Source organism: Acinetobacter calcoaceticus DSM 30006 = CIP 81.8 (genome assembly GCF_000368965.1).
GTDB lineage: Bacteria > Pseudomonadota > Gammaproteobacteria > Pseudomonadales > Moraxellaceae > Acinetobacter > Acinetobacter calcoaceticus.
On sequence record NZ_KB849780.1, the window covers coordinates 2449184 to 2474947 of the forward strand.

At 39.7% G+C, this 25764-nt stretch carries 29 protein-coding genes; 9 read left to right on the forward strand and 20 right to left on the reverse strand.

What is annotated here, in order from left to right; all coding sequences use genetic code 11:
- Nucleotides 1–14 precede the first annotated feature (14 nt).
- The 3 genes from F936_RS16465 to F936_RS16475 all read left to right on the forward strand — a co-directional run bounded on the left by F936_RS16465 (nucleotide 15) and on the right by F936_RS16475 (nucleotide 2185).
- On the forward strand, nucleotides 15–779 hold the full coding sequence (locus tag F936_RS16465; protein ID WP_005049035.1) for an AraC family transcriptional regulator: 765 nt from the start codon (nucleotides 15–17) through the stop codon (nucleotides 777–779).
- Nucleotides 780–900: 121 nt separating this feature from the next.
- Nucleotides 901–1446 carry a glutathione peroxidase gene (locus F936_RS16470; RefSeq protein ID WP_004640554.1) on the forward strand — a complete coding sequence of 182 codons (546 nt, stop codon included), beginning with the start codon at nucleotides 901–903 and terminating at the stop codon, nucleotides 1444–1446.
- Between the two features lie 142 nt (nucleotides 1447–1588).
- Nucleotides 1589–2185, forward strand: a complete 597-nt coding sequence (locus F936_RS16475) for a hypothetical protein (RefSeq protein WP_026055602.1) — start codon at nucleotides 1589–1591, stop codon at nucleotides 2183–2185.
- A 62-nt stretch (nucleotides 2186–2247) separates the two neighbouring features.
- On the opposite strand, the gene F936_RS16480 is transcribed toward F936_RS16475, so the two are convergent.
- From F936_RS16480 to F936_RS16525, 10 genes are all read right to left on the reverse strand, one after another.
- Entirely contained in the window at nucleotides 2248–2667 is a 420-nt protein-coding gene (locus tag F936_RS16480) for a F0F1 ATP synthase subunit epsilon (RefSeq protein WP_003655525.1), read from the reverse strand.
- Nucleotides 2668–2684: 17 nt separating this feature from the next.
- Nucleotides 2685–4079 (reverse strand): F0F1 ATP synthase subunit beta, encoded by a 1395-nt coding sequence (atpD, locus tag F936_RS16485; protein ID WP_003655528.1) that lies wholly within the window; start codon nucleotides 4077–4079, stop codon nucleotides 2685–2687.
- 30 nt (nucleotides 4080–4109) lie between these two features.
- Nucleotides 4110–4979 carry a F0F1 ATP synthase subunit gamma gene (gene atpG, locus F936_RS16490; protein ID WP_003655530.1) on the reverse strand — a complete coding sequence of 290 codons (870 nt, stop codon included), beginning with the start codon at nucleotides 4977–4979 and terminating at the stop codon, nucleotides 4110–4112.
- 77 nt (nucleotides 4980–5056) lie between these two features.
- Nucleotides 5057–6601, reverse strand: a complete 1545-nt coding sequence (atpA, locus tag F936_RS16495; RefSeq protein WP_004640548.1) for a F0F1 ATP synthase subunit alpha — start codon at nucleotides 6599–6601, stop codon at nucleotides 5057–5059.
- A gap of 46 nt (nucleotides 6602–6647) precedes the next feature.
- Nucleotides 6648–7184: a F0F1 ATP synthase subunit delta gene (locus tag F936_RS16500; RefSeq protein ID WP_003655534.1), complete on the reverse strand. Its 537-nt coding sequence runs from the start codon at nucleotides 7182–7184 to the stop codon at nucleotides 6648–6650.
- Nucleotides 7185–7196: 12 nt separating this feature from the next.
- Complete coding sequence (locus tag F936_RS16505) at nucleotides 7197–7667, reverse strand: F0F1 ATP synthase subunit B (RefSeq protein WP_003655537.1); 471 nt, start codon at nucleotides 7665–7667, stop codon at nucleotides 7197–7199.
- Between the two features lie 38 nt (nucleotides 7668–7705).
- Entirely contained in the window at nucleotides 7706–7951 is a 246-nt protein-coding gene (atpE, locus tag F936_RS16510) for a F0F1 ATP synthase subunit C (RefSeq protein WP_000424060.1), read from the reverse strand.
- Nucleotides 7952–8035: 84 nt separating this feature from the next.
- Entirely contained in the window at nucleotides 8036–8911 is an 876-nt protein-coding gene (atpB, locus tag F936_RS16515) for a F0F1 ATP synthase subunit A (protein WP_003655543.1), read from the reverse strand.
- 104 nt (nucleotides 8912–9015) lie between these two features.
- Nucleotides 9016–9414, reverse strand: coding sequence for an ATP synthase subunit I (locus tag F936_RS16520; protein ID WP_003655545.1), 399 nt, complete (start codon nucleotides 9412–9414; stop codon nucleotides 9016–9018).
- Between the two features lie 170 nt (nucleotides 9415–9584).
- Nucleotides 9585–10424: a metal ABC transporter solute-binding protein, Zn/Mn family gene (locus F936_RS16525; protein ID WP_005037453.1), complete on the reverse strand. Its 840-nt coding sequence runs from the start codon at nucleotides 10422–10424 to the stop codon at nucleotides 9585–9587.
- A 127-nt stretch (nucleotides 10425–10551) separates the two neighbouring features.
- On the opposite strand from F936_RS16525, the gene F936_RS16530 reads away from it, so the two are divergent.
- Genes F936_RS16530 through znuB form a run of 3 tightly spaced genes read left to right on the forward strand, consistent with a single transcriptional unit; the run spans nucleotide 10552 to nucleotide 12623 of the window.
- A complete protein-coding gene (locus F936_RS16530; RefSeq protein WP_003655556.1) occupies nucleotides 10552–11049 on the forward strand; it encodes a transcriptional repressor in 498 nt (165 codons plus the stop codon).
- On the forward strand, nucleotides 11022–11810 hold the full coding sequence (znuC, locus tag F936_RS16535) for a zinc ABC transporter ATP-binding protein ZnuC (RefSeq protein ID WP_016802044.1): 789 nt from the start codon (nucleotides 11022–11024) through the stop codon (nucleotides 11808–11810). Before F936_RS16530 ends, znuC begins: the two co-directional genes overlap by 28 nt.
- Nucleotides 11811–11813: 3 nt before the next feature.
- Entirely contained in the window at nucleotides 11814–12623 is an 810-nt protein-coding gene (gene znuB, locus F936_RS16540; RefSeq protein ID WP_005049046.1) for a zinc ABC transporter permease subunit ZnuB, read from the forward strand.
- Nucleotide 12624: 1 nt separating this feature from the next.
- On the opposite strand, the gene F936_RS16545 is transcribed toward znuB, so the two are convergent.
- Nucleotides 12625–13251 carry a LysE family transporter gene (locus tag F936_RS16545; protein ID WP_005049049.1) on the reverse strand — a complete coding sequence of 209 codons (627 nt, stop codon included), beginning with the start codon at nucleotides 13249–13251 and terminating at the stop codon, nucleotides 12625–12627.
- 159 nt (nucleotides 13252–13410) lie between these two features.
- Here F936_RS16545 and F936_RS16550 point away from each other — a divergent pair, with 159 nt between their 5' ends.
- Nucleotides 13411–14331 (forward strand): Dyp-type peroxidase, encoded by a 921-nt coding sequence (locus F936_RS16550; RefSeq protein WP_005049051.1) that lies wholly within the window; start codon nucleotides 13411–13413, stop codon nucleotides 14329–14331.
- Nucleotides 14332–14375: 44 nt separating this feature from the next.
- On the opposite strand, the gene F936_RS16555 is transcribed toward F936_RS16550, so the two are convergent.
- A complete protein-coding gene (locus tag F936_RS16555) occupies nucleotides 14376–16073 on the reverse strand; it encodes an NAD-dependent malic enzyme (RefSeq protein WP_005049054.1) in 1698 nt (565 codons plus the stop codon).
- A gap of 495 nt (nucleotides 16074–16568) precedes the next feature.
- On the opposite strand from F936_RS16555, the gene argS reads away from it, so the two are divergent.
- Both argS and F936_RS16565 read left to right on the forward strand, forming a co-directional pair.
- Nucleotides 16569–18359, forward strand: coding sequence for an arginine--tRNA ligase (gene argS, locus F936_RS16560; RefSeq protein ID WP_004640529.1), 1791 nt, complete (start codon nucleotides 16569–16571; stop codon nucleotides 18357–18359).
- Nucleotides 18360–18515: 156 nt separating this feature from the next.
- Entirely contained in the window at nucleotides 18516–19130 is a 615-nt protein-coding gene (locus F936_RS16565) for an SPOR domain-containing protein (RefSeq protein WP_003655571.1), read from the forward strand.
- Nucleotides 19131–19170: 40 nt separating this feature from the next.
- On the opposite strand, the gene F936_RS16570 is transcribed toward F936_RS16565, so the two are convergent.
- The 8 genes from F936_RS16570 to guaA form a co-directional block, all read right to left on the reverse strand.
- Nucleotides 19171–19839 (reverse strand): glutathione S-transferase, encoded by a 669-nt coding sequence (locus F936_RS16570; RefSeq protein WP_003655573.1) that lies wholly within the window; start codon nucleotides 19837–19839, stop codon nucleotides 19171–19173.
- Between the two features lie 112 nt (nucleotides 19840–19951).
- The gene (locus F936_RS16575; protein ID WP_005049058.1) at nucleotides 19952–20359 is read right to left on the reverse strand and encodes an OsmC family protein; all 408 of its coding nucleotides are present in this window, start codon (nucleotides 20357–20359) and stop codon (nucleotides 19952–19954) included.
- Nucleotides 20356–21303, reverse strand: a complete 948-nt coding sequence (locus tag F936_RS16580; protein ID WP_005049060.1) for a pirin family protein — start codon at nucleotides 21301–21303, stop codon at nucleotides 20356–20358. The genes F936_RS16575 and F936_RS16580 overlap by 4 nt, the downstream gene beginning before the upstream one ends.
- Before the next feature lie 158 nt (nucleotides 21304–21461).
- Entirely contained in the window at nucleotides 21462–21767 is a 306-nt protein-coding gene (locus F936_RS16585) for a DUF3861 domain-containing protein (protein WP_003655579.1), read from the reverse strand.
- Nucleotides 21768–21789: 22 nt separating this feature from the next.
- Nucleotides 21790–22179, reverse strand: coding sequence for a transcriptional repressor (locus F936_RS16590; protein ID WP_005049063.1), 390 nt, complete (start codon nucleotides 22177–22179; stop codon nucleotides 21790–21792).
- Between the two features lie 13 nt (nucleotides 22180–22192).
- Nucleotides 22193–22720: a PadR family transcriptional regulator gene (locus tag F936_RS16595; RefSeq protein ID WP_005049064.1), complete on the reverse strand. Its 528-nt coding sequence runs from the start codon at nucleotides 22718–22720 to the stop codon at nucleotides 22193–22195.
- Between the two features lie 298 nt (nucleotides 22721–23018).
- Entirely contained in the window at nucleotides 23019–23528 is a 510-nt protein-coding gene (locus F936_RS16600; RefSeq protein WP_003655584.1) for a DinB family protein, read from the reverse strand.
- Nucleotides 23529–23860: 332 nt separating this feature from the next.
- Complete coding sequence (guaA, locus tag F936_RS16605; RefSeq protein ID WP_005049067.1) at nucleotides 23861–25429, reverse strand: glutamine-hydrolyzing GMP synthase; 1569 nt, start codon at nucleotides 25427–25429, stop codon at nucleotides 23861–23863.
- Between the last annotated feature and the right edge of the window lie 335 nt (nucleotides 25430–25764).

Below are 25764 nucleotides of genomic sequence, written 5' to 3' on the forward strand. Positions count from 1 at the left end.
GTCTGAGTACAAAGATGAACAATGAGGACCAACAATTTTCTTTATTGAACAGTATAGAAGTTCATGAATTTCTATATCAAAAAGAAGATATTGTTCGTCCTCATGCCTCTCTCTGGGGAGATTTTAATTTCAGCTTAAATGGCATTTTAGAAATGCAGGTGGAAGAACAGCTATATCTGTCCCCACCTAGTTATGGACTTTGGATTCCACCTCAAACGGTTCATCAATCGACTGATATTGATCACGAAATTCACTATATCTGTATTCGTCTACATCCCCGTCTATGCTCTATTTTAGGAGATGTCTGTCAGTGTTTTAGTATCCAGCCCTTTTTTCGAACCTTGGTCCTCCAAATTCTGGAACAACAGAAGCAGAATAAAAAACCTGAATATTTAGAACATCTTTTACAAGTCTTATTCGACCAATTACAACAAGCCCCAGCCTATTCGCATTATTTGCCTCAAACGCGACATCCAGTTTTATTGCCTATTTTAGAAAAGCTTTCCGACCCATTACTTTTTGATCACTCTTTACAACAGTTACTCCAAAATTTCTCGGTAAGTGACCGTCACCTATTACGTTTGAGTCAACAAGAGCTACAACTCTCTTTATCTGAATGGAGAAATCGAGCCAAAATTGTTTATGCAATTCATCAAATACGACAAGGGACACCCATTAAGCGTTTAGCATATGATTTAGGTTATCAACATAGCTCAAGTTTTATTGAGTTTTTTAAACGTTATACTGGGCAAACACCTATTCAAATTAGAAATAACTAGAATTCAGTTTATCTTTTAAAATCTTTTTCTTTTTTGAACACGAATATTATTGCACTACCCCTCAATAGCAGTTAAAACAAATGCGTTACTTGATATCAACTACAATCTTTAGGAAATACTCATGACACAATCTGTATATCACATTCCAGTAAAAGCTATTTCAGGCGAAACGGTTGACCTTGAACAATATAAGGGCAAGGTTTTACTTATTGTAAATACTGCTTCTAAATGTGGTTTAACTCCACAATACGAAGGCTTAGAAAAGCTTTATCAAGCAAAAAAAGATCAAGGTCTTGAAATTTTAGGTTTTCCAGCAAACAACTTTAAAGAGCAAGAACCAGGTTCAGATGAAGAAATTCAACAATTCTGTTCATTAAATTATGATGTTCACTTCCCTTTATTCTCTAAAGTGTCTGTTGTCGGTGAAGATAAGCACCCACTCTATGAAACTTTGACAGCAGCTCAACCAGAACGTACTGGTGAAGGACCTTTCCGTGAGCGTCTAGAAGGCTTAGGTATTCCAACTAATCCAGCTCCAGAAGTTTTATGGAACTTCGAAAAATTCTTAATTAATAAAAATGGCGAAGTAGTGGCTCGTTTTGCTCCAAACCTAACTGCGGATGATGAACAAATCGTTAAAGCAGTTGAAGCAGAGTTAGCAAAATAACGTTTAAAAAACGTGAAAAAGAGCGTTTTCTACGCTCTTTTTTATTATCTGGTCAAAATGTTGTTTGTTTGCAAAAATACAATCTTTCTCCATATTTTATGCCTATAGTACCTATTTGCTTTATTTGATGTTGTTTGTAGTTATGAAAAAAATTTTACAAGGTGCATTTCTTCCTTTTGTAATTTTTGCCTCAGGCATGCTTTTACTCGGGTGTGATCAGGCACAAGACCATGCTACTGAACAAGAAAATACTGAAATAACCGAACAGGCATCTGATCAAACTATTGAACGACAAGAGTCAGATATTGCTCCGAGTCAAACCGAATTTAAAAGCGGCAATATTTTTTATATGGTTCGAGATGCTGCTAATTTACAGCTTAAAGCTGGAGATTATGTTGAACAACTGAAAGACACTCAACTTGACGTTGAACAAGCTATTCAAGATAAAAATCAAAATGAATTAAAAACAACTGTTTCAACTTTAAAACAGCAATTACAAGGTTTAAATCAAGCTCTTCTCACCTTAGATATCAAAAGTCAGGAAATTGAGAATATTCGCCAAAGTTTATTACATGCCAATCAAAAAGCTCTAAGCATGCCTTTACTAAATGGGAAATTAGATCAAATCAATTTTGACCAGATTGAAAAACAGCTGAATACCATTCAAATGGATATGGTTAAACTCGCAGCTATGATTATGGCTGGAGATGAAAAACCTGATCCAAAAACTGATTCTTAAGTTATATCCAAATAATAAAAAAGCCACCTTACGGTGGCTTTTCTTGATGAACACTACACAAATTATAATGCGCGGTTCTTCATCTTACGGATAGTTTCAAGCTGACCTGAAATCTCTGATAGAGATGCCAATGCAGCAGCTGAGTCCAAATCACTCTTTTGGTTCGCAAGCAATTGTTCAGCATTTTTACGTGCTTCTAAAATTGCAGCTTCATCCAAGTTGTCAGCACGGATTGCAGTATCTGCAAGAACCGTTACAACATGAGGTTGAACTTCTAAAACACCGCCAGATACATAGACGATTTCTTCTGTACCATTTTCCAACTGAACACGAATCGGGCCCGGTTGAAGCAAAGTCACAAGTGGTGCGTGTCCTGGCAAAATACCAAGTTCACCACCTGCGCCTTTCGCGATTAACATCGTTACTGCGCCAGAGTAAATAGACTCTTTAACACTTACGACATCACATTGCATAGTCGCCATGAGATGATCTCCTTAAATTAGAGTTTCTCAGCTTTAGCAATCACTTCGTCAATACCACCAACCATATAGAACGCTTGTTCTGGGATGTGATCGTATTCACCAGCTAATAGACCTTTAAAGCCACGAATCGTTTCTTTAAGCGATACTAATTTACCAGGAGCACCAGTAAACACTTCAGCTACGTGGAATGGTTGAGAGAAGAAACGTTGGATTTTACGCGCACGGTAAACAACCAATTTATCTTCTTCAGCTAACTCATCCATACCCAAGATTGCGATGATGTCTTTAAGCTCTTTATAACGTTGCAAAATGTTCTGTACAGAACGCGCAATTTCATAATGCTCTTGACCAACAACTAATGGGTCTAACTGACGTGAAGTTGAGTCAAGTGGATCGATCGCTGGATAGATACCAGAAGATGCGATGTCACGGCTCAATACTACTGTTGCATCTAAGTGAGCAAATGTAGTTGCAGGCGATGGATCTGTTAAGTCATCGGCAGGTACGTATACTGCTTGGATCGATGTGATCGAACCAGATTTAGTAGACGTAATACGCTCTTGAAGAACACCCATTTCTTCTGCAAGTGTAGGCTGGTAACCTACCGCAGATGGCATACGACCTAACAATGCTGATACTTCAGTACCTGCAAGAGTATAACGGTAGATGTTGTCGACGAATAATAATACGTCACGACCTTTACCATTTTCGTCTTTTTGATCACGGAAGTATTCAGCCATAGTCAAACCAGTTAACGCTACGCGTAAACGGTTACCTGGTGGCTCATTCATCTGACCGTAGACCATTGCTACTTTGTCAAGAACGTTAGAATCTTTCATTTCGTGATAGAAGTCGTTACCTTCACGAGTACGCTCACCAACACCAGCAAACACAGATAAACCTGAGTGAGCTTTCGCGATGTTGTTGATCAACTCCATCATGTTAACGGTTTTACCAACACCAGCACCACCGAATAAACCAACTTTACCACCTTTTGCAAACGGGCAAAGTAAGTCAATTACTTTAATACCAGTTTCTAAAAGGTCAGTAGAAGCAGCTTGTTCAGCATAAGAAGGCGCTTGACGGTGAATTGGCAAACGTTCTTCAGTTGCAACTGGACCAGCTTCATCAATTGGGCGACCCAAAACGTCCATGATACGACCAAGCGTAGCTGGACCTACTGGAACAGAAATCGGTGCATTTGTGCTAGTTACATTAAGGCCACGTTTAAGACCTTCTGTAGAACCCATTGCGATGGTACGAACAACACCATCGCCAAGCTGTTGCTGAACTTCTAATGTAGTTTCAGTACCGTCAACTTGGAGAGCGTCATAGATCTTAGGAACGCTATTGCGCTCAAACTCGACGTCGATAACCGCGCCGATGATCTGAATGATACGACCGCTACTCATTGCTGTCTCCTCAATTCAAACTTAATAATGTTAAACGGCAGCGGCACCGCCAACGATCTCAGAAATTTCCTGAGTAATCGCGGCTTGACGCAGCTTGTTGTAAATGAGTTGTAGGTCTTTAATCAGTTGTCCTGCGTTGTCTGTCGCTGCTTTCATCGCGACCATACGAGCTGACTGCTCACATGCAACGTTTTCAATCACACCTTGATAAACCATAGACTCGATATAGCGAACCAACAAACCATTTAACAATTGTTCTGCTTCTGGTTCGTAGATATAGTCCCAACCATAAGTACGGTTGAGATCATCGCCTTCTTCTGCTGGTGCTAAAGGAACAAGTTGTTCTACTTTAGGCTGCTGAGTCATTGCATTAATGAAGCCATTTGATACGAGGTAGATACGATCTAATTCGCCCTTATCAAATGCATCAAGCATAACTTGGACTGAGCCAGTTAACTGTTCCAAACTCGGCGCATCGCCAAGTTGGGTAGTTGCACCAAGCACTTTACCGCCGTAATTCTTAAAAAACGAAACCGCTTTTTGACCAATTAAAGCAAATTCAACTTCAATTGACTGCTGTTGTTGTGCTTTGACATGCTGCACAACTTTCTTGAACAAGTTAATGTTCAAGCCACCGGCCAAACCACGATCTGAAGACACTACGATATAGCCAACACGCTTAACTGGGCGGTCAACCATATAACGGTGTTTGTATTCAGGGTTTGCTTGGACTAAGTGAGCAATTACACGGCGCATATTATCGGCATACGGACGGCCCTGAGCCATGCGCTCTTGCGCACGACGCATTTTAGAAGCAGCTACCATTTGCATCGCGCGAGTAATCTTTTGCGTGCTCTTGATACTAGCTACTTTGGCGCGAATTTCTTTTAAATTTGCCATACGCTTAACCTAGTATTCGAAAGCCCTTTCGAGCTTCCGAAGGTTGATCCGTGAACCAAACTTAACTAAAACTAAACTTAGTAAGTTTGAGTCGCTTTAAAGCTTTCAATACCTGCTTTGATTGCTGCTTCGATGTCTTTGTTGTAATCACCAGTTTCATCGATTTGTTTCATCAACGGAGCATATTCTGAGCGGAAGTAAGAGATTAACGCAGCATCAAAGTCTACGATTTTCTTAACTTCTACGTCAGACATATAGCCTTCGTTAGATGCATAAACAGAAACAGCTTGGTCAGCAATTGAGTAAGGAGCGTATTGCTTTTGCTTCATTAACTCAGTTACACGTTGACCATGTTCAAGTTGCTTACGAGTTGCTTCGTCAAGGTCAGAAGCGAACTGAGCAAACGCAGCCAATTCACGGTATTGTGCTAAAGCAGTACGGATACCACCAGACAATTTTTTGATGATCTTAGTTTGAGCAGAACCACCAACACGAGATACAGAGATACCCGCGTTCACAGCAGGACGAATACCTGCGTTGAATAATGATGTTTCTAAGAAGATCTGACCGTCAGTAATCGAAATTACGTTCGTTGGTACGAATGCAGATACGTCACCTGCTTGAGTTTCAATAATTGGCAATGCAGTTAAAGAACCGGTTTTACCAGTTACTGCGCCATTAGTGAATTTCTCAACGTAGTCAGCAGATACACGAGAAGCACGCTCAAGAAGACGTGAGTGAAGATAGAATACGTCACCCGGATACGCTTCACGACCTGGTGGACGACGTAAAAGTAATGAAATTTGACGGTAAGCAACAGCTTGCTTAGACAAATCATCATAAATAATAAGAGCGTCTTCACCGCGGTCACGGAAGTATTCACCCATTGTACAGCCAGAATACGGAGCTAAGTACTGCATTGCAGCAGGATCAGCAGCCGCAGCAGCGACAACAGTTGTATACGCCATAGCGCCAGTTTCTTCTAGCTTACGTACAACGTTTGCAATTGTTGATTGTTTTTGACCAATCGCAACGTATACACATTTAATGCCAGAATTTTTCTGAGCGATAATCGCATCGATCGCCATCGCTGTTTTACCAGTTTGACGGTCACCAATAATCAACTCACGCTGACCACGACCCACAGGAATCATGGTATCAACTGATTTATAACCAGTTTGAACAGGTTCGTCTACAGACTGACGCCAAATTACGCCTGGTGCTACTTTTTCAACAGCATCAGTTAATTTTGCATCAATTGGGCCTTTACCATCAATTGGGTTACCCAAAGCGTCGACAACACGGCCAAGAAGTTCCGGACCAACTGGAACTTCAAGTACACGACCTGTACAACGAGCTTTTTGACCTTCTTGAAGGCTTAAGTAGTTACCTAAGACAACGGCACCCACTGAATCCTGTTCTAGGTTCAGTGCCATACCAAATAAGCCGCCGTCAAATTCGATCATTTCACCGTACATTGCATCAGCAAGACCGTGAATGCGCACGATACCGTCGGATACCATAACAATGGTACCTTCGTTTTTAGCGGTCGCGCTGGTGTCCAGATCGCTGATACGCTGTTTAATGAGCGCACTGATCTCGGATGGATTCAGTTGTTGCATTGCGCTATTCCTCAATCTTTTAATAGTTCAGTCTTCATCATTTGCATTATGCAAGAAGACGAGTACGCATTTTTTCAAGCTTGTTAAGCGCAGAATCATCTATCACTTGATCGCCTGCACGAATCACAACACCTGCAATAAGCTCAGGTTTAACTTCAACTGAAACAGTTACAGTACTGTTAAAACGCTTTTCTAAAGCAGATTTCAACAATTGCTCTTGTTCAGCAGTTAATGGGAAAGCCGATTCAATCACGACATCCACATTGTTGTTATTCTGTGATTTAAGCTGTTCATATTCTGCTTCAATTTCAGGTAACAACATTAAACGATCGTTATCTGCAAGAAGTGTCAAAAAGTTAGACACTGCTTGAGACTGATCTTCACCTAAAACTTTAGCAAAAAGCTTCACTTGCTCCACAGGAGTAAGTTCAGGGCGATTTAAATAAGCGGAAAATGCTTCGTCTTGCACCGCAGCACTGAGCACTTGTAACGCATTCGACCAATTGTCTGTTGCACCTTGCTCAGAAGCATAAGCAAATGCTGCTTTGGCATACGGACGTGCCAACGTCAAGAGTTCAGCCATGATTCGCCTCTCTTAAAGTTTAGCAGCCAGCTGAGACAGCATGGCGTTATGAGCTTCTGCGTCAACTTGCTGGTTCAGGATTTTTTCTGCGCCAGTTACTGCCAAAGCAGCTACTTGTTGACGTAATTCTTCGCGAGCAGAATTGATTTCTTGATCAACAGCTTCTTTAGCCTGTTGACGAATACGCTCACCTTCAGCCGCAGCTTGAGTACGAGATTCTTCGATCAATTGTGCTGCACGACGGTTCGCTTGTTCGATCAATTGAGCCGCTTGTGCTTTAGCTGCATCAAGCTCTTGCTTTACTTGCGATTGTGCATCGGCAAGCTCAGCTTTCGCTTTTTCTGCTGCATTTAAGCCATCAGCAATTTTACGCTGACGCTCACTAATCGCATTGATTAGTGGTGGCCAAACAAACTTCATGCAGAATGCAACAAAGAATGCAAACGCAATCGCTTGACCAATCAATGTGAGGTTGATATTCATTGCAATTCCTCAAATAGTGGATTTAGGAATTAAGATGATTAACCTACAAATGGATTAGCGAAGATGAAGAACAAGCCAATACCAACACCGATCATAGGCACAGCATCAAGAAGACCCGCGATTAAGAACATACGAGTTTGAAGTTGTGGAGCCAATTCTGGTTGACGAGCAACAGCTTCTAGAAAGCGACCACCCAAAAGACCAAAACCAATCGCAGTACCTAAAGCACCGAAAGCGATCAAGATAGCAGATGCAATTGCAACTAGACCTAAAGTGAGTTCCATGAAAAATTCCTCAGAGGTTAGGTTATTACCAAATTAAATTAAAAAAATTCAGCCCAACCATCGTTTGATAGTTAGGCAATACCATTAATGTTTTTCGCTTGCCATGCTCAAGTAAACGATGGTAAGCATCATAAAGATGAATGCCTGCAACGTGATTACAAGAATGTGGAAGATCGCCCAAGGCACAGACAACGCCCATTGAATCCAAAACGGCAATAAAGCAATTAGGATAAAGATCAACTCACCGGCATACATGTTACCGAATAGTCGGAGAGCTAATGAAATCGGACGAGCAAGGAATGTTACCAATTCCAAAATCAAGTTCACTGGAATAAGCAACGCTTTTGCAACTGGATTACTTGGGTTAAATGGGTTAAGTGCCAACTCGCCAACGAAACCGCCAACACCCTTTTCACGGATGCTGTAGAACAAGATAAGTACAAATACAGATAAAGACATACCTAAAGTAATGTTTGGATCTGTAGATGGAACGATCTTGAAGTAAACGTGGTGAGGGTCCATACCAAATACGTTTGCACCTACAAACGCTGCAACTTGAGGAATCCAGTCAACTGGGAACAAGTCCATTAAGTTCATGAGGAAAATCCACACGAAAATAGTGAGTGCAAGCGGAGCGATTAAACGTGATTTGCCATGAAAAGTATCACGGACACTTGAGTCAACAAACTCAATGATCATTTCGATTGCTGACTGGAATTTAGTTGGAACACCTGCATTTGCAGCTTTCGCAACGATCCAGAACATCAAACAGAAAATCACACCAAGGCCAATTGACCAACCCATTGAATCCAAGTGAATTGCAGTGAACCCCATCGAATGAGCTTCTTCAGCAGTCTCAGCCAATTTCCATGTACCGTCTGGCATTTTGCCATAGGTCATATTGGTCAAGTGATGCTTGATATACTCTGTCGAAGTGAGGGCATGTTCTTCAGCAGCCATAAATCACACCTGGTCAATGTCAATTACTAAAAAGAAGGGTTACGAACATCGGCGTACTGTCGATATCTCGCCACCCTCCAAAAAATCTTCAATTCTTCTTGTTTCTACACCCGTTTTTCTAGACGTGACACCCAAAATGGAGCGACCCACGACATTGCCTGAACGAGAATAAAACCAAACAGCAATGCTAACGGTGATAAAGGTTTAACATTGCTCAAAATCAAAATAAATCCAACGATCATGATTGCAAATTTGCCTAACATGCCCCTATACATGTTAGACAGCACTTGTTTTGATGCTCTCGCACCTGCTGTTCTGAAGGATTGCCACGAGAAATAACTCATAGCAAGCCAGCAAACCAGTGCACCAAGTGCCGCACTTAATGCTGCTGTCATGTCTTTTATGCTCCACGCCACGAGGGCGGAAACAGGGATCATACATGCTTGTAAGAAGACCAAAGCTTTTGCTAATCGTCGGTCAATCAAGCGACTAGTTCGGCTCATTATTTATCCACTCACAGCATAAATGCTTGACAAGTTTAGCTGATGATCGCTTTTAATCGCAGGCATTATAGAGTTACACCCCTGAACATGCAATCTTTTCCCGACTTTAGTCGGGGTTTTTCATGACCGGTGGTGCTGACGCTACAGTCAGCCTTTGTTTATTTTTTATCTTACTTTTGCGTACTTAATACACATTTATCTGTTTTTATAGCCAGTTTCTTCCATGCAGTGACGAAATCATCCTCGTTATTCATGCTCTCGTCTACTGGTTGAAAAGTAATGTTACCTAATTTTTGATACTGACTTTTAGTAGTAAAACTTTCTGCGAGCAAACACATCTGATTTTTCGGTCGATTATCATTAAGATACTTAATTTGAGCTGCTGTTGGTGCAACATGCGGATCATCTGTCAAAGCACCTGCGAACTTTAAGTTTAACGAGCGCTCTAAATATTGATAGGCATCATGATATGACCAATATGGCTTACCATTACTTGTACTATCGTAAACTTGTGCAGCCTGAAACATCTTACGGGCAAACATATTGGCATTATTCCAATATTTAGCCTTATTTTCAGGATGCTGCTGAGAACGTAAAGCAGCGATAAAGAAACCGATTCGAACTGCATTGTTTGGTTCTAACCACACATGGGTGTCTACTGTATTAGGTAAAGCCACGCCGCGTGTACTACGCAGGGGTAAAACAGAAACTATGCCACTATCTAATAAGGCAATCGCTTTTTTATTATTACCTAACAATTTATTTAGAGGTGCTTCATGAGCCTTACCCAACCAGATCACTAAAGATGCATCATTAATTGCTTTACGGTGAGCCGGAGTCAACTGTACGTCATGACCTGTCTGACCTTTAAGCAAAAGCTGAGGTTCTTCAACACCCTGAGTGATTTCTTTTGCAATCAGATAAATCGGGTGTGTAGAAACCACCAAACCCTGACTCCACCCTAACGTACTCAAAAGCGAGAACATACTGAAAACAAAAAAACGGAACATGCTAGACCATCAATTTAAATTAGCTCGAAGCATGTTATAATATAACAAAGTTACAAAAATACCTAAGATTAATCGAATGAAGCATCGCTTCATGCTAATATTCCGTTAAAAATTCGAGGTTATTTCTATGAGTTCCTGCTCGCATGAACATCATGATTCTTTGCATGGTGTGCATGATCACCATAATGTCGCAAACCGTTTAGCTGAAGCAGAAAATTTATGTTCTGCGACTGGCGCACGACTTACGCCTTTGCGCAAAGAAGTTTTGGAACTCATTTTAAATGCTTCGGGTCCAATGGGTGCATATGACTTACTCGCACGTATAAAAAGTCAAACCGATCGCCCGGCTGCTCCTCCAACTGTATATAGAACTTTAGATTTTTTATTAGAAAAAGGTTTGATCCATCGCCTAACTTCTATTAATGCCTATATTCCCTGTTGCCACCCTCGAGAAGGCCATCAAGCAGCATTCTTGATTTGTACCGAATGCCACATGGTTAAAGAAGCCTCTTCTCAAGGCTTAACTCACCAGCTGGACCAACTTGCAGCGTCAGATGAGTTCGTGGCTCAACACAGCATTATTGAAATTTCGGGGAAATGCCAACAGTGCCGCACAACTCCTTAAATCCTGTATTAATTCAGCTTGAGCAGGTTTCTGTTCATCGCGATAATCGGGATATTTTAAAAAAAGTTGATTTTGCTCTACATCAAAATGAAATTGTGTCTTTGATTGGTCCCAATGGTGCAGGTAAATCAACACTTATTAAAGTTTTACTCGGTATTCTCCAGCCGAGTAGTGGCCGAATTATCCATCATAAAAAACTTAAAATGGCTTATGTGCCACAAAAGTTCAATCCTTCACATAGCTTACCTTTGCGCGTTCAGGATTTACTTGATTTAGAAAAATGCAACCCTGCCCTGCGTCAGGAAATTATTCAAGACACAGGTATTTCCAAATTACAACAATCAAAAGTACAACAACTTTCCGGTGGGGAGCGTCAGCGGGTACTACTAGCACGAGCACTACTTCGCCAGCCAGATATTTTAGTTCTTGATGAACCGATGCAAGGCTTAGATATTCAGTCTGAGGCTGAACTTTATGAGTATGTCCGCAGTTTGCCGGAACGATATAACTGTGCAATTTTAATTGTTTCCCATGACTTACAATGGGTGATGGAAGGAACACACCGTGTAGTGTGTTTAAATAAACATATTTGCTGTAGTGGACTACCCGAGAACATTCAACAACATCCTGAATATCAGGCTATATTTGGAACTCAACGGGTTTTCTATCAACATCATCATGATCACTGTGCTCACGGTGATGCTGCACACCCCTGCCCTCATAATGACCGCCCTCACATCCACCCAGAACCGGAAGCTTAAGCCATGATGGAATGGTTACAATTATTGTTGCCCGCATGGATTATGGGAACTCTGCTGGTGTTTTTGACCGCGCCTCTTGGTTGTCTAATGCTTTGGAGACGAATGTCTTTTTTCGCTGACACCATGGCACACGGCACCCTACTTGGGGTCGCTATCGCAGGTGCTTTAAGTCTTCCTCTTTGGCTTGGTGTTGCAGGCACTGCCATTTTATTAGTCGCAATTTTATGGGCGCTCCATGACAATCGCTTACCCAATGATGCTCTCTTAGCCTTATGTTCAGCGACATTACTGTGTAGTGGTTTATTGTTTATTCAACATGTTCCAAGTTTAAGACCAGAGCTGTTAAGTTACTTATTTGGTGATTTACTCAGTATTGATTGGCCTGACTTACCTGTTTTCACTTTAGTAATAGCGATATCACTCGTAATTCTTTACCGCTTTTGGCAACCTCAAATTCAGTTTGCAATTGATCCAGACATTGCAGTCAGTGAAGGTGTTAGTGCGAACTGGCAACGTCTTATTTTCATGCTTTTATTGGCTTTATTTACTGTCTTAGCTTTGCGTGCTGTAGGTTCTTTACTTATGGGTGCATTACTCGTAATACCTGCTTTAAGCGCTCGCTTACTAGCAAACTCACCAAAGCAAATGGTTATTTGGGCTTTTGTATTAGCCCAGCTTGGGGTTAGTGTCGGCTTATGGTCAAGCGCAGCACTGAATATCTCTACAGGCTTGAGTATTGTTTTATGTATGGCGTTAACTTTTGCCATTATTTTTATAACTCAAAAGCTAAAAAATCAAACACAGGCGGCCTGAATTAGGACGCCTGATGAACTGTACTTAATAATAAAGCCGCACAGCTAAACATAACAGCAAACCCCCTATTCAAATATTTTTGCTGTTTAGGGGAACGAAGTAATCTTAGAACCTTTGATGCCAGTCCTGTATATCCAGCCATGACAACCAAATCAATACTAATCATAGTTATAGCCATAATCAGGTACTGTATCCATTGAGGCTTACTCAAATCTAAAAACTGCGGCAGCACAGCCAATAGAAATACAATCGCTTTGGGATTACTAATATTGACCACAAAGCCATTTAGCAATAGCGCAAATACAGATTTATCTCTTTTTTCTTGTTGAATTTCTATATCTTTTATAGGTGCTGTCCATTGTAAATAAGCAAGATATAACAAGTAAATCACACCAAACCATTTCACAAACTGAAAAGCCAAAGGTGTCGTTGCAAATAAAACCCCAACACCCGCTGCCACCACCATAATTTGAAGTAGCAAAGCAATTTGTAAACCGATTGCATTCCAATAACCGTGTCTAAAGCCATAGTTTAAACCACTCGACATTGAAGCAATTGCTCCCGCACCTGGTGAGATACTAATTACCCAACAGGCCAACATATAAGCGAACCAAACTTGCAGAGACATAGTGAAAAATAGACTATAAAAGTGGAATTATACTGTTTTATAAAACTATCTTGGTGAGAATTCAAACAATAAAATCAAGAAATAGACTACTAACAGCTCTGCGCATCAGGCACAATAATTAAAACTCATATCAAATTATAATCGAGGAGATTCCTTCCAATGAGTGCTCAATCTGTCATTTTGCCGTTGCCATCAGACCATGCACGCTTTATTGTTCTTCGTTTAAAAGACTTAACTATTGATGAATTAAAAAACCAACTTAATGCTTTATTTGAAGCACGTGACCGCCTTATTACCCAACATTCAGATGCTCAAATTAAAACAGCAGTCGCTTTTGGTCCTGAATTATGGGAACAGCTATATTCGCAAACTCCTATAGGCTTTAAACAGCTAGAGCCTGAACAAGGCGCATTCAATATGCCAGTCGTGCCAGCAGATGTTCTCATTCATATTGCCAGCATGCGCTCTGATATTTGTTTTGCATTGAGCCAAGCATTTTTTGAAGGTATTCAAGATAAAGTTGAGGTTCTTGATGAGCGTGTATGCTTCCGTTATTTCGATGGCCGAGATATGACCGGCTTCATAGACGGAACCGAAAACCCTCAATTTCCAGATGACCGAGCTGAAACAGCGCTCTTACCAGAAAGCACTGGAGTATTTGCAGATGGCAGCTTCATTTTCGCGCAGCGCTATGCCCATGATTTAGAAAAGTGGAAAAAATTGAAAGTTGATGCGCAAGAAAATGTTATGGGGCGCACCAAACTTGAATCTATTGAATTAGATGATGACGTTAAACCAGAAAACGCCCATGTTGCCCGTACTGTTGTTGAAGATGATGAAGGCGAAGAAATGGAAATTCTACGTCATAGCCTACCTTATGGAGATGGTCGAGGTGATCAAGGCCTATTTTTTATTGCCTACACGAAAGATCTCACTATTATTGATGCCATGTTAAAGCGTATGTTCGGTACAAGTGGAGATGGTATTCACGACCGTTTATTGCATTTCGTGACCCCACTTGATGGTGCTTATTATTTTGCACCTAGTGAAGAGTTGCTAGAAGAAATTCTAGAAGACTAAAATAAAAAAGAGGAGCTTAAGCTCCTCTTTTTATATTCTCATTCTTAGAAAGGAATACGCTTATATTTACGGTATTCAGGTTTCCAGAATGACTGATCAATTTTTTGTTTCAACAAATCATCACTAATTGTTACAGCGACACCATCAGCCATAGCAGCTTTTGCAACTTCGAACGCAATAACTCTAGACACTTGTTGAATTTCACCCAACGGCGGCAATAAATCAGCTTGTGGATCTTTAAGTAATGGAGAGCAATTTGCTAAAGCACTACTTGATGCCATTAACATATTTTCTGTAACACGCTTAGCACCCGATGCCACCACACCTAAACCAATGCCTGGGAAAATGTACGAGTTATTACACTGAGAAATATTGTAAAGTTTGCCGTGATGATTCACAGGAGCAAACGGACTACCTGTTGCAATTAATGCTTTACCTTCAGTCCACTCCACAATATCAGCAGGTACAGCTTCAACACGTGAAGTCGGATTAGATAATGGCATTACAATTGGTCGTTCACAATTTGCTGCCAAAGTCCTAATAATTTCTTCTGTAAACAAGCCAGGCTGTCCAGAAACACCAATTAACACTGTAGGCTTAGCATTTTTAACAACATCGAGTAGTGAAATGACTTCTTCGATATTGCCCCACTGATCAACCACCTCAGCTTTTTGTGCTAACTTACGCTGGAAGTCTAGCAAGTTTGGTTGATTCTCAGTGATCAAACCAAAACGGTCTACCATATAAACGCGAGCACGCGCTTCTGCATCGGTTAAACCTTCTGCAATCATTTGTGCAACAATTTGTTCTGCAATACCACAACCTGCCGAACCCGCACCTAAGAAAGCAATTTTTTGATCTTTTAATTGCTTGCCCGCTGCACGACTCGCTGCAATGAGGCTACCGACAGATACCGCTGCTGTTCCTTGAATATCATCGTTAAAACAGCAAATTTTATCGCGATATTTTTCTAACAGTGGCATTGCATTTTTTTGTGCGAAATCTTCAAACTGAATTAATGCTTTTGGCCAACGACGCTTCACAGCTTCAATCACCATATCTACAAATGCGTAATATTCATCGCCACTAATACGCGGCTGACGCCACCCCATATAGATTGGATCATTTAACAATTGTGGATTATTCGTACCAACATCAATTGTAATTGGCAATGTATAAGCCGGGCTAATACCACCACAAGCTGTGTAAAGCGAAAGTTTCCCAATCGGGATTCCCATTCCGCCAATACCTTGATCACCAAGACCTAAAATACGCTCACCATCTGTAATGACGATAACTTTTACATTGTTTTTATTTACGTTTTGCAAAATATCATCAATCACATCGCGATCTGGATATGAAATGAAGATACCGCGGTGACGACGATAGATATCAGAGAAACGCTGACATGCCTCACCTACGGTTGGGGTGTAAATAATCGGCATCATTTCTTCGAGATGATTTTCGATTAAATGATAGAACAAGGTTTCGTTGGTATCTTGGATATTACGCAAATAGATATGTCGATTGATATCATCAGTGAAAGCGCAATATTGCTGATAAGAGCGCTGGCTTTGCTCTTCAATAGTTTCAATAATATGGGGGAGTAAACCGTGTAAGTTAAAGTTACTTCTTTCTTCTTCAGTGAAAGCCGAACCTTTATTTAAAAGTGGTAACTCTAAAAGTGTAAAACCTGCATATGGGATATAAAGGGGATGTTTACTTGGGTGTCCTGATATCATTGCCTATCTCATTTTCCAGCTTAGAGTAGAGAAAAACACGTTTTGTATGGTCTCTAAAACTCTTTGTGCGTATAAGCTTAAGCCTAATTCGTTCAAAATAGATATTTTAAACCGTGATGTTAAAATTGAAGACTATTTAGTTAAAACATGTTTAAAAATAATTAATAAATATCAACACTTTAATAATTTTATATTTTTAAAAATTCTTTTATTTATCTAATTTAAAAAGCTTTTAATATATATTTTTACTTACATAGCCATTTTTATAATAAATAATGGTGAGATTAAAAGCTAATCTACTTTTTAAAACTTCTTAGAAGGCTTGTATTTGTTTGTTTTTAGAATAGTGAAGTGATTCACCCTGCAACATTCATTTAAAAAATAATCCTCAGTAAATTGCACAAAAAGAATTACTGGAATATCAAATCCACTCCCCTAACTCATAGGAAATTTGCTATATTTGACGTTTTTCTGCGACATCTATTTTCGATTGATATGAATACGGCAATACAAGCAGCTCTCGACCATGCAGTGCAAACTCTTCAACAAGAAGGGGTGCTTCCTTCCGACTGGAATAACACAAGCAACTTAACACGCACCAAAGACCGAAGCCATGGCGACTTTGCTTCTAATATTGCCATGATCGGCTCGAAAGCTGCTGGTATGAAACCACGTGATTTAGCTGAGAAAGTTCTAGCTGCATTACCAGAAGTTGTAGATATCAGCAAAGCTGAAATTGCAGGGCCTGGTTTTATTAACTTCTTTTTAAATGCAGATCAGCGCTTTGCTATTCTTGACCAGATTCAAGCACAAAAAGAAATTTTTGGTCGCAGTCAGGCAAACGCAGCGAAAAAGATCCAAGTAGAATTCGTTTCTGCAAACCCAACGTCTAGTCTACATGTAGGACATGGTCGTGGTGCTGCATATGGTATGACTGTTGCCAAATTACTTGAAGCAACAGGTGCTAAAGTTGACCGCGAATACTATGTGAATGATGCTGGCCGTCAAATGGATATTTTGGCGACTTCTACTTATTTACGTTATTTAGAATTACTAGGTCAAAACCTTGTATTTCCAAAAAATGCTTATCAAGGCGATTACGTTAAAGAAATAGCACAGACTATTATTGATAAAGATGGCGACGCATATCTTCGTGAAGTGGCTGATGTCTATAAAGATGTGCCAGAAGATGTACAGTATGCTGAAGAACTAGATAGCGACGGCAATAAAGTCGTTTTATCTGGCGACAAAGAAAAACATATTGATGGTCTTATTGCCAACTCTCAACAATTACTAGGTGAAGGCTACCGCGTATTCCATCAAGCTGCTCTTCATGCCATTTTAGATGATATTAAAGATGACCTTGCTGACTTTGGTGTAACGTTCAACCAATGGTTTAGTGAAGCATCACTTAGCGCAAAAATTGATGAAGCCTTAGAAACACTTGATCAACGTGGCTTCCTTTATGAAAAAGATGGCAACATCTGGTTTAAATCGACTGAATTTGGCGATGAAAAAGACCGCGTTGTTAAGCGTCGTAATGGCCAAACCACCTACTTTGCATCAGATATTGCTTACCACTTAAATAAATTACAACGTGGTTATACCGACCTGATTGATATCTGGGGTTCTGATCACCATGGCTATATTTCTCGCGTAAAAGCGGCAATTGATGCAATGGGTTACGACTCTAAAAAATTGACTGTGCTTTTGGTTCAGTTTGTAAGTTTATGGCGTGGTGGCGAGATGGTTCAAATGTCATCTCGTTCAGGTCAGTTCGTGACTTTACGTGACTTGCGTAAAGAAGTGGGTAACGACGCGGCTCGTTTCTACTATGTGATGCGTAAGAGTGAACAACACATTGACTTCGACCTTGACCTTGCTGTGTCACAAAGTAAAGACAATGCTGTGTATTACATTCAATATGCACATGCACGTATTTGCCGTATGTTAGAAAAAGCGTTAAGCACAGGCTTACAATTCGATGTAAATGCTGCACGTACACATGCTACTCGCCTATCTCTTGATGCTGAAACTGAGATTCTTGCTAAACTGGCAGCTTATCCAGATGCAGTGTTGCGTGCTGCAAATGCGTATGAACCACATCAGGTGGGTAACTACTTAAAAGAATTAGCTGCCTTGTTCCACGCTTGGTACAATGAACATAAAGTATTAGGCGATGATGCTGAGCTTACACAAGCACGTTTATTGCTTTCAATCAATGTACAACAAGTGTTGCATAATGGTTTAGAATTACTTGGTGTATCTGCACCAGACTCTATGTAAAAATTATATTGCATGGCAGTAAAATAAAGGTCATGCAACATATAGTAAGCAGTGGTTTGTAGAGTTAAAATAGCTTATACAAGCCACTGTTTTTAGCATCGTAATACGAGAATCAAACTCGAATTAAAACAATCAAAATACAGAGGAATAATCCACGTGTTTGGCAAAACGCAACGCGGTGTATCTGAAAGACCTAACAAGCCTAAAAAGCCCCTAATTCCCAAATGGTTAGGGACACTTGTCGCTATTTTGGCGGTCTTATGTATCGCTGTAATGCTTATGCTTTGGAAACCTTGGCAACCTGTTCCGGCAAAAAATCAGATTACCTCTGAACACTATCAAGAAGAAGATACCAATAAAGACTATCGTTTCTACGATCTATTACCCCAACAGCAAGTAACTCCTATTCCGGAACAAGCGATTCCTGAAAGCAAAAATCAAGGCACAGCCATGATTGTTGAGGCACCAAGTGCAACTCAACCAGCTGCTTCAGAAAGTGCAGGAATTGATACGAATCCATCAGCCACCGCTCCTCAGCAACCTACTTATATTTTACAGGTTCGCAGCTATAATGACCCAGATCAAGCTGATGCTCGCCGTGCAGAAATCATTTTAAATGGCTTATCTGCAGATGTAGTTAAGAGTACTGAAAATGGGCAAATATGGTACCGTGTTATTTCTGGACCTTATGACACTCAAGACGCTGCATTGGCTGCTCAACAGACTTTACAACACAGCGGCATTGACTCTATCGTGATCAAACGCAAGTAAAATATAAATAAAAAAGGAACAAATATTTGTTCCTTTTCTTTTAAATATCAGCACAATTCCTTTCATTAGAACCCATTCCCTTTTTTTTCGCTTTTTGAAACGCTACCCTTCGCCGAATACGATGTAAAAAAGCCTGAATATTAGGGTATTTCCCTTGCAAACGTGATTGCAAAGCTTCTAGAGGGAAACTCATTTGAATATCTGCAAATGAAAAGTCGCCTGCAAAATATTCATGCTCTGCCAAATAGTTTTCTAAAAAACTAATATGATCTTTCATACGTGGGCGGACAAAATTTGCCTTCACCCCTTCCGTGATTTTTTTTGCTACTGGTTGAATTAACCACGGCACATGCTTATTTACACTATTCATGACCAAAGTCATGACTAAGAGTGGCATGAGTGAGCCTTCTGCATAGTGCATCCAATAAATATACTGCTGTAAATTTTGAGCTTGCGTAGGTTTAAATTGTTGATTCTGATCATAACGTTGCTGTAGATATTCCAAGATCACAGCAGATTCTGCGATGACTTGCTCATCATCTGTCAGAATTGGAGCCTTACCCAAAGGATGAATACATTTCAATGTTTCTGGAGCGGAATAGTTAGGTAGGCGCTGATAATAATGAATATCATAATCTAAGCCTAATTCTTCTAAAGCCCATAAAATTCGAAACGATCGCGAACATTCCAGGTGGTGTAAACTAATCATGTTATTGCCTGCTTTTATTTTTCTTTTTACATAAAAAACAGCATATGAACATGCTGTTTTATTCCATTTGTGGGATGGATATAAAATCATCCACCTCAACAAAATAGCATTTTTACACTGTAACAAGCACAGTATGAATGTCTAAACTACGTAACAAAGTTTTAGTGACTGGTGTTTTACCACATACCGTTAAGATTTTTTGCTGAAGTTCTTCATCTGGTAAGTCTTTAAAAACAATACGACGTTCAATATGTTCTTCATGCTCTCTATTGGTATGAAAATCAATTTCAACCGAGAACTCACCAAAATCATAACCTTTGTGCTTCGCATACATTCTTAAAGTGATAAGCGTGCAAGCTGCCAAACTTCCAGTAAGCAAATCATAAGGCGCTGGGCCTTGATCTTGCCCTTCTAGCTTTTCAGGCTCATCACAAAAATATTGATGGCGACCACTGGTAATTTCACCCTTCCATTGCTCGGCAAGGGGCTTTGCTTTACTACTTGCGATTACTGCTGTCATTTTGATGCTCTCATTTGATCTGGAAGAACAGGGGCTTCTAAACGTGCACCAACATAATCTGGGATTTCACCAAACCGCGCATCATGACTAATCCATTGCTCGCGGGCTTCTTTTAAATCATCCCTTGTACGTGCAACAAAATTCCACCAGAGCAAAATTGGCGTTTCAAACGGTTCACCACCAATTAAAAGAACACGATTGCCTTTTTTTACTTCAATCTCAATTTCACTCAGTCCAATATCCAAAACAACCATGTTATCAGCAGTTAACTCATGGCCATTCACATGGGCAATACCTTCTAATGCCATAAAACCATATTCATAATTAGGATTTAATGGAATACGGGTTTTCGTATCTTCGGTAGCAATTAAGTCAACACCCACTAAAGGCGTATGTACCACTACTGGAGAAGTAGTTGCCAAATATTCACCCACAAGAACGGTAAATTCTAGACCGTCCTTTTCAACAACAGGCAACTCAGGATAATGTTCAAATTTCGGATCCATATTGCGCTTATGGTCAGGCAAAGCAATCCAGAGCTGAGCAGCGTGCATTTGAGTTTCAGTATCAGGTGCAACTTCTGTATGAGAAATGCCATGACCCGCCGTCATCAAGTTAACTTGCTTAGGACGAATCAGTTGTTTTGAACCTAAACTATCGGTATGCATCATAGTCCCTTCAATCATCCAAGTGAAGGTTTGCAAACCAATATGAGGATGAGGGCCAACATCTAAACCATCACCCGCAGGAAAAGACACAGGGCCTGCATGATCTAGAAAACACCACGCACCAATCATTCGCTTTTGTCTGCTAGGCAAAGCCCGCTTAATCACTGTCCCCTGTCCAATTTCAGCAGAGCGAATTGGAAATTCCTGAATAAACTGATTGGCAAATTTTTCGCAATCGTTTGAATCAGAAATATCGTAATCATTATTATTGCTCATGATATTACTCTCTTTTACCTATGCTTTTGCAATGAGTTGTTGTACTGATCTTAACAATACACTCATTATTCAATATAGTCTTTTAGTAATACACAGGGTGTTATGAATGAGACAATCCATTTTTAATTATAGAAAAATCAAGGCTGCATAAAACATGTTTAAGATGATTGATCTTTAACAAGCTGTTTTAGGTTCTTCATGAATTGACCAAATTGCGGGAAAAACTCTTGAAATAGCGGATGGTCGCGATTTTCTAACATAACTTCGCTAAAAAGTTTTAACCCAACTCCAAAGGATTTTGTAGTTTCATCATCAAAAAAATTTGCTTTTTTTAAGCGTTCGACAATTTCAAAGATATCGTCATGATTACCCGTATAGAACTCAAGACGCTCAGTATATGTAGAGGCCTCTCCTTTTGCATTCTTTAAATGTTGTACAGTGACATGATATTGATGTTGTTTCATATATAAATTCTCTATTAGAAATTTAATGACTTTGGATGATTTCGACCTGTTTAAGATCGATTTGAAATTGTGTAAATACTGACTGTAAAGATGCTAAAAATTGCTCTTGTTTAGCGGCTGTTAGATCTGTACAGCGAATTTGCAATAATTGATTATTCTCGACTGTTGGTAAGTTAAATTTAGCTTCATCTCGTTGTGGCTGACGATTTGAAATTAAACCCGCTCCCGCCAAGTCGTTCACTACCCGATAAACTGTGGCTAAACTTAATTTCTGTTTTTGGGCATATAACTTTTGGTAAATCTGTTTGACAGTTAGATCTTCTGCTTGCTGTTGAATTAAAGACAAAACAGCAAGTCTTGGATGAGTGACTTTTAGGCCCGTTTCTTTGATTTTATGCTGTAGCTCTAACATTTCTATTTCCAACTTATAATCGCCCAATCGCAACCGCAGCTTGATCAATTTTTTCGGCAATTTGATAAATCTGCTCTTGCTGTAGACTCGCCGAGTTCAACTTCAAACGTAACGCTGTTTTTAGGTTTTCCATCGCACGGTGAATTTCAATTAATTCATCATTACTGTGAATTTCACGTCTAAGTCGTAATTTTTCTAGTAGCTCAGTCAGCTTGTCTTGTTGTTCGGTTAAGTAAGCTTTACCCAACTCTGTGATTTGATATTGCTTACGTTCTACGTCTAACAAAGTAATGAAATTCATTTCTTCCAGACTAGTTAAAGTTGGGTAAATGGTACCTGCACTCGGGGTATAGCCATCGCCTACCAAGTCACTTATTTCTTTAATAATTTCATAGCCATGCTTTGGGCTTTGCTGAATGAGATGAAGCACCAAAAGTTTCATTCTACCCGCTTCAAAAAGCCTCCCACGACGCCCCGAACGGTGGTGGCCGCGATGATGTTCGTGGTGTTCATCATGATGATGTTCTGATTGCTGTCCCATCTTTAAAGTTTCTCTAATATGTTTAATTTATGACTATTAAGATATATCTTAATATATCTTTTATCAAGAAAAACTAACAGCTTAAATCTATTACTTTGATATTTATTAATATTAATTTTAAACCTTTAAAAGTTAAGTAATAAAAAAGAGTGCTTATGCACTCTTTTACTAGCAATACCTAACAAATATGTTTACAAAACAACCAAATTATTTCGAATACCGCCTTTGTGTTTTTCAAAGACCTGATAAATATATGACTATCTAAAAAATAATAATTTTAAATTCAGATAAATATAAGTTAAATGTGATGATTTTCTTCGATTAGCATATATACCAAATCAAGCTCAGGACAATCATATCCCATTGAGGTTAGAGCTGCTGTGACTTGCCCTCTGTGATGAGTTCCATGATTAAAAACATGTAATAGTGTTTCGGCATATGGCAGGCTCATCTCTTTACCAGTAGATGTTTTGTACTGTAGATCGTATTTAAATTTTTCAATATCAACACATTTTAAAAAATTTATCCAATTACAAGCCTTATCCTCTAACTGAAAGATCAACTTGTCTTTATCATTCTCTATGATGGTATTTAGCTTTAATATCGGTGAAGGTTTAGCTAAAAAACGAGGAAACCAAAGATAGTGTTCGCCAACAAGTAAATGATTTAAAGTTCCAGCGATACTTTTGAAATAAAGTCCACAATCAGCATTGAAGTCATCATTAGAAACATTCCTCAAAACCTGATTTAATTTTTGAGTAGACCAAACGTTGTATCGAGCTAATAATTCAAACGTTTTTAAATCCATTTATAAAGAACCGGTTATTAATTTGTCTAAAATTAACATAACACGGCTTATGAGAAATGAAGTTAACGTCTTTAGCAAAAAAATCAAATATTTAAAACTTTCACTTCATTATAAAACAGCAAAAAGCCGACTTTTCCAAGTCGGCTTTTTATTAATCCATTCTAGAAATACCACACTGCCGTAGGCATCTTGCACTTCACTTAAAACAATGTTTTAAGTTCGTTCATGTCGCAATTCAGGCAAGAAGGCTGCTTCTTGAAATCCCATACTGCCGCAGGCATAGCCTTTGGCGTAAATTTGGCTAAAAGCTACCGCTTTTAGAAAGCCCAAATTTACTCCCATTCAATTGTTGCTGGCGGCTTAGATGACACGTCGTATACAACACGTGATACATCTTTAATTTCATTCATAATACGCGTTGAGATTTTATCAACCAATTCGTATGGTAAATGTGCAAAACGAGCTGTCATAAAGTCAACTGTTTCAACTGCACGAAGTGCAATAACCCATGCATAACGACGACCATCACCTACTACACCAACGGATTTAACAGGTTGGAACACAGCAAATGCTTGAGCTGTTTTGTCATACCAACCGCTGTCGCGAAGCTCTTGCATAAAGATGTCATCAGCAAGACGAAGAATATCTGCATATTCTTTTTTCACTTCACCTAAAATACGAACACCTAAACCTGGTCCTGGGAATGGGTGACGGTAAATCATGCTGTGTGGCAAGCCAAGTGTTGTACCTAATTTACGTACTTCATCTTTAAACAAGTCACGTAAAGGTTCAACCAATTCAAATTCTAAATCTTCTGGTAAGCCACCCACATTATGGTGAGATTTAATAACGTGTGCTTTACCTTGTTTGCTTGCAGCAGATTCGATCACGTCTGGGTAAATCGTACCTTGTGCCAAGAATTTCACGCCATCAAGTTTACGTGCTTCTTCAGCAAAAACTTCAATAAACTCACGACCAATGATTTTACGTTTTTTCTCTGGATCAACTTCACCAGCTAATGCAGTTAAGAAACGCTCTTCAGCATCTGCACGAATTACACGGATACCCATGTTTTCAGCAAACATTTGCATTACTTGGTCGCCTTCGTTTAAACGAAGTAAACCGTTATCAACAAATACACATGTCAACTGGTCACCAATCGCTTTGTGTAAAAGCGCAGCAACTACAGATGAGTCAACACCACCAGAAAGACCTAAAAGAACTTTTTCATCACCAATTTGCTTACGTAACTGTTCTACACGTAAGTCAATGATGTGTTCAGGTGTCCAAAGGCCACCACATCCACAAATTTTATGAACAAAATTTGCAAGTAATTCTTCACCTTTTGCCGTGTGCGTTACTTCTGGGTGGAATTGCACACCATAGAAACGGCGTGTTTCGTCACTTACAGCAGCAACTGGACAACTTGGCGTGCTTGCAGTAATGCTAAAACCTTCTGGAATCTGGCTCACTTTGTCGCCATGGCTCATCCAGACATGAAGTTGGTCTTCACGGTCTTGTAGGTTGCCAATCAATTGGTCGCGTTTAACGATATCAACTTCGGCATAACCAAACTCATGTACAGTACCCGGCTCAACTTTACCGCCTAACTGTTCAGACATGGTTTGCAAACCATAGCAAATACCCAATACTGGAACACCCAACTCAAACACCACTTGCGGTGCACGTGGGCTGCCTTCTTCATGCACACTCTCAGGTCCACCTGACAAAATAATGCCATTTGGCTTAAAAGCGCGAATGTCTTCTTCAGACATATCAAAAGCATACATTTCAGAGTAAACACCAGCTTCACGTACACGACGTGCAATGAGCTGGCTATATTGAGAGCCGAAATCCAGAATCAGGATACGATCTTCAGTAATTTGAGTATTGGTAGTCATGACAAACCACTAAATGGCAAAAGAATTAAGCGCGCCATTTTAACATTTTTCACGCTTCGGCGCACCGCAAATCATCATATATCTTATTTTTTTCATTTCTGAATCATTTCTATAGCTAGATTCTGTGATAGAAATCAATATTTACTTATATTTATCAATAATCTGAGTTAATCTTAAAAACTTCACAGGTATTGATAAATTCATCACATTCTATGCAGCATCACCATGAATTTGATGTTAAGATGACCCATAAAACAGGCATTACCATGGAAAGGTAAATACCATAAGCGATATTTGTCTGTGCTTAAACAATTATCCATTTTTATGGCTTGTTG

Coding starts and splice junctions, on each gene's coding strand:
- F936_RS16465 (WP_005049035.1), top strand. CDS start 15: ATGAACAATGAGGACCAACAATTTTCTTTATTGAACAGTATAGAAGTT.
- F936_RS16470 (WP_004640554.1), top strand. CDS start 901: ATGACACAATCTGTATATCACATTCCAGTAAAAGCTATTTCAGGCGAA.
- F936_RS16475 (WP_026055602.1), top strand. CDS start 1,589: ATGAAAAAAATTTTACAAGGTGCATTTCTTCCTTTTGTAATTTTTGCC.
- F936_RS16480 (WP_003655525.1), bottom strand. CDS start 2,667: ATGGCGACTATGCAATGTGATGTCGTAAGTGTTAAAGAGTCTATTTAC.
- atpD (WP_003655528.1), bottom strand. CDS start 4,079: ATGAGTAGCGGTCGTATCATTCAGATCATCGGCGCGGTTATCGACGTC.
- atpG (WP_003655530.1), bottom strand. CDS start 4,979: ATGGCAAATTTAAAAGAAATTCGCGCCAAAGTAGCTAGTATCAAGAGC.
- atpA (WP_004640548.1), bottom strand. CDS start 6,601: ATGCAACAACTGAATCCATCCGAGATCAGTGCGCTCATTAAACAGCGT.
- F936_RS16500 (WP_003655534.1), bottom strand. CDS start 7,184: ATGGCTGAACTCTTGACGTTGGCACGTCCGTATGCCAAAGCAGCATTT.
- F936_RS16505 (WP_003655537.1), bottom strand. CDS start 7,667: ATGAATATCAACCTCACATTGATTGGTCAAGCGATTGCGTTTGCATTC.
- atpE (WP_000424060.1), bottom strand. CDS start 7,951: ATGGAACTCACTTTAGGTCTAGTTGCAATTGCATCTGCTATCTTGATC.
- atpB (WP_003655543.1), bottom strand. CDS start 8,911: ATGGCTGCTGAAGAACATGCCCTCACTTCGACAGAGTATATCAAGCAT.
- F936_RS16520 (WP_003655545.1), bottom strand. CDS start 9,414: ATGAGCCGAACTAGTCGCTTGATTGACCGACGATTAGCAAAAGCTTTG.
- F936_RS16525 (WP_005037453.1), bottom strand. CDS start 10,424: ATGTTCCGTTTTTTTGTTTTCAGTATGTTCTCGCTTTTGAGTACGTTA.
- F936_RS16530 (WP_003655556.1), top strand. CDS start 10,552: ATGAGTTCCTGCTCGCATGAACATCATGATTCTTTGCATGGTGTGCAT.
- znuC (WP_016802044.1), top strand. CDS start 11,022: ATGCCAACAGTGCCGCACAACTCCTTAAATCCTGTATTAATTCAGCTT.
- znuB (WP_005049046.1), top strand. CDS start 11,814: ATGATGGAATGGTTACAATTATTGTTGCCCGCATGGATTATGGGAACT.
- F936_RS16545 (WP_005049049.1), bottom strand. CDS start 13,251: ATGTCTCTGCAAGTTTGGTTCGCTTATATGTTGGCCTGTTGGGTAATT.
- F936_RS16550 (WP_005049051.1), top strand. CDS start 13,411: ATGAGTGCTCAATCTGTCATTTTGCCGTTGCCATCAGACCATGCACGC.
- F936_RS16555 (WP_005049054.1), bottom strand. CDS start 16,073: ATGATATCAGGACACCCAAGTAAACATCCCCTTTATATCCCATATGCA.
- argS (WP_004640529.1), top strand. CDS start 16,569: ATGAATACGGCAATACAAGCAGCTCTCGACCATGCAGTGCAAACTCTT.
- F936_RS16570 (WP_003655573.1), bottom strand. CDS start 19,839: ATGATTAGTTTACACCACCTGGAATGTTCGCGATCGTTTCGAATTTTA.
- F936_RS16575 (WP_005049058.1), bottom strand. CDS start 20,359: ATGACAGCAGTAATCGCAAGTAGTAAAGCAAAGCCCCTTGCCGAGCAA.
- F936_RS16580 (WP_005049060.1), bottom strand. CDS start 21,303: ATGAGCAATAATAATGATTACGATATTTCTGATTCAAACGATTGCGAA.
- F936_RS16585 (WP_003655579.1), bottom strand. CDS start 21,767: ATGAAACAACATCAATATCATGTCACTGTACAACATTTAAAGAATGCA.
- F936_RS16590 (WP_005049063.1), bottom strand. CDS start 22,179: ATGTTAGAGCTACAGCATAAAATCAAAGAAACGGGCCTAAAAGTCACT.
- F936_RS16595 (WP_005049064.1), bottom strand. CDS start 22,720: ATGGGACAGCAATCAGAACATCATCATGATGAACACCACGAACATCAT.
- F936_RS16600 (WP_003655584.1), bottom strand. CDS start 23,528: ATGGATTTAAAAACGTTTGAATTATTAGCTCGATACAACGTTTGGTCT.
- guaA (WP_005049067.1), bottom strand. CDS start 25,429: ATGACTACCAATACTCAAATTACTGAAGATCGTATCCTGATTCTGGAT.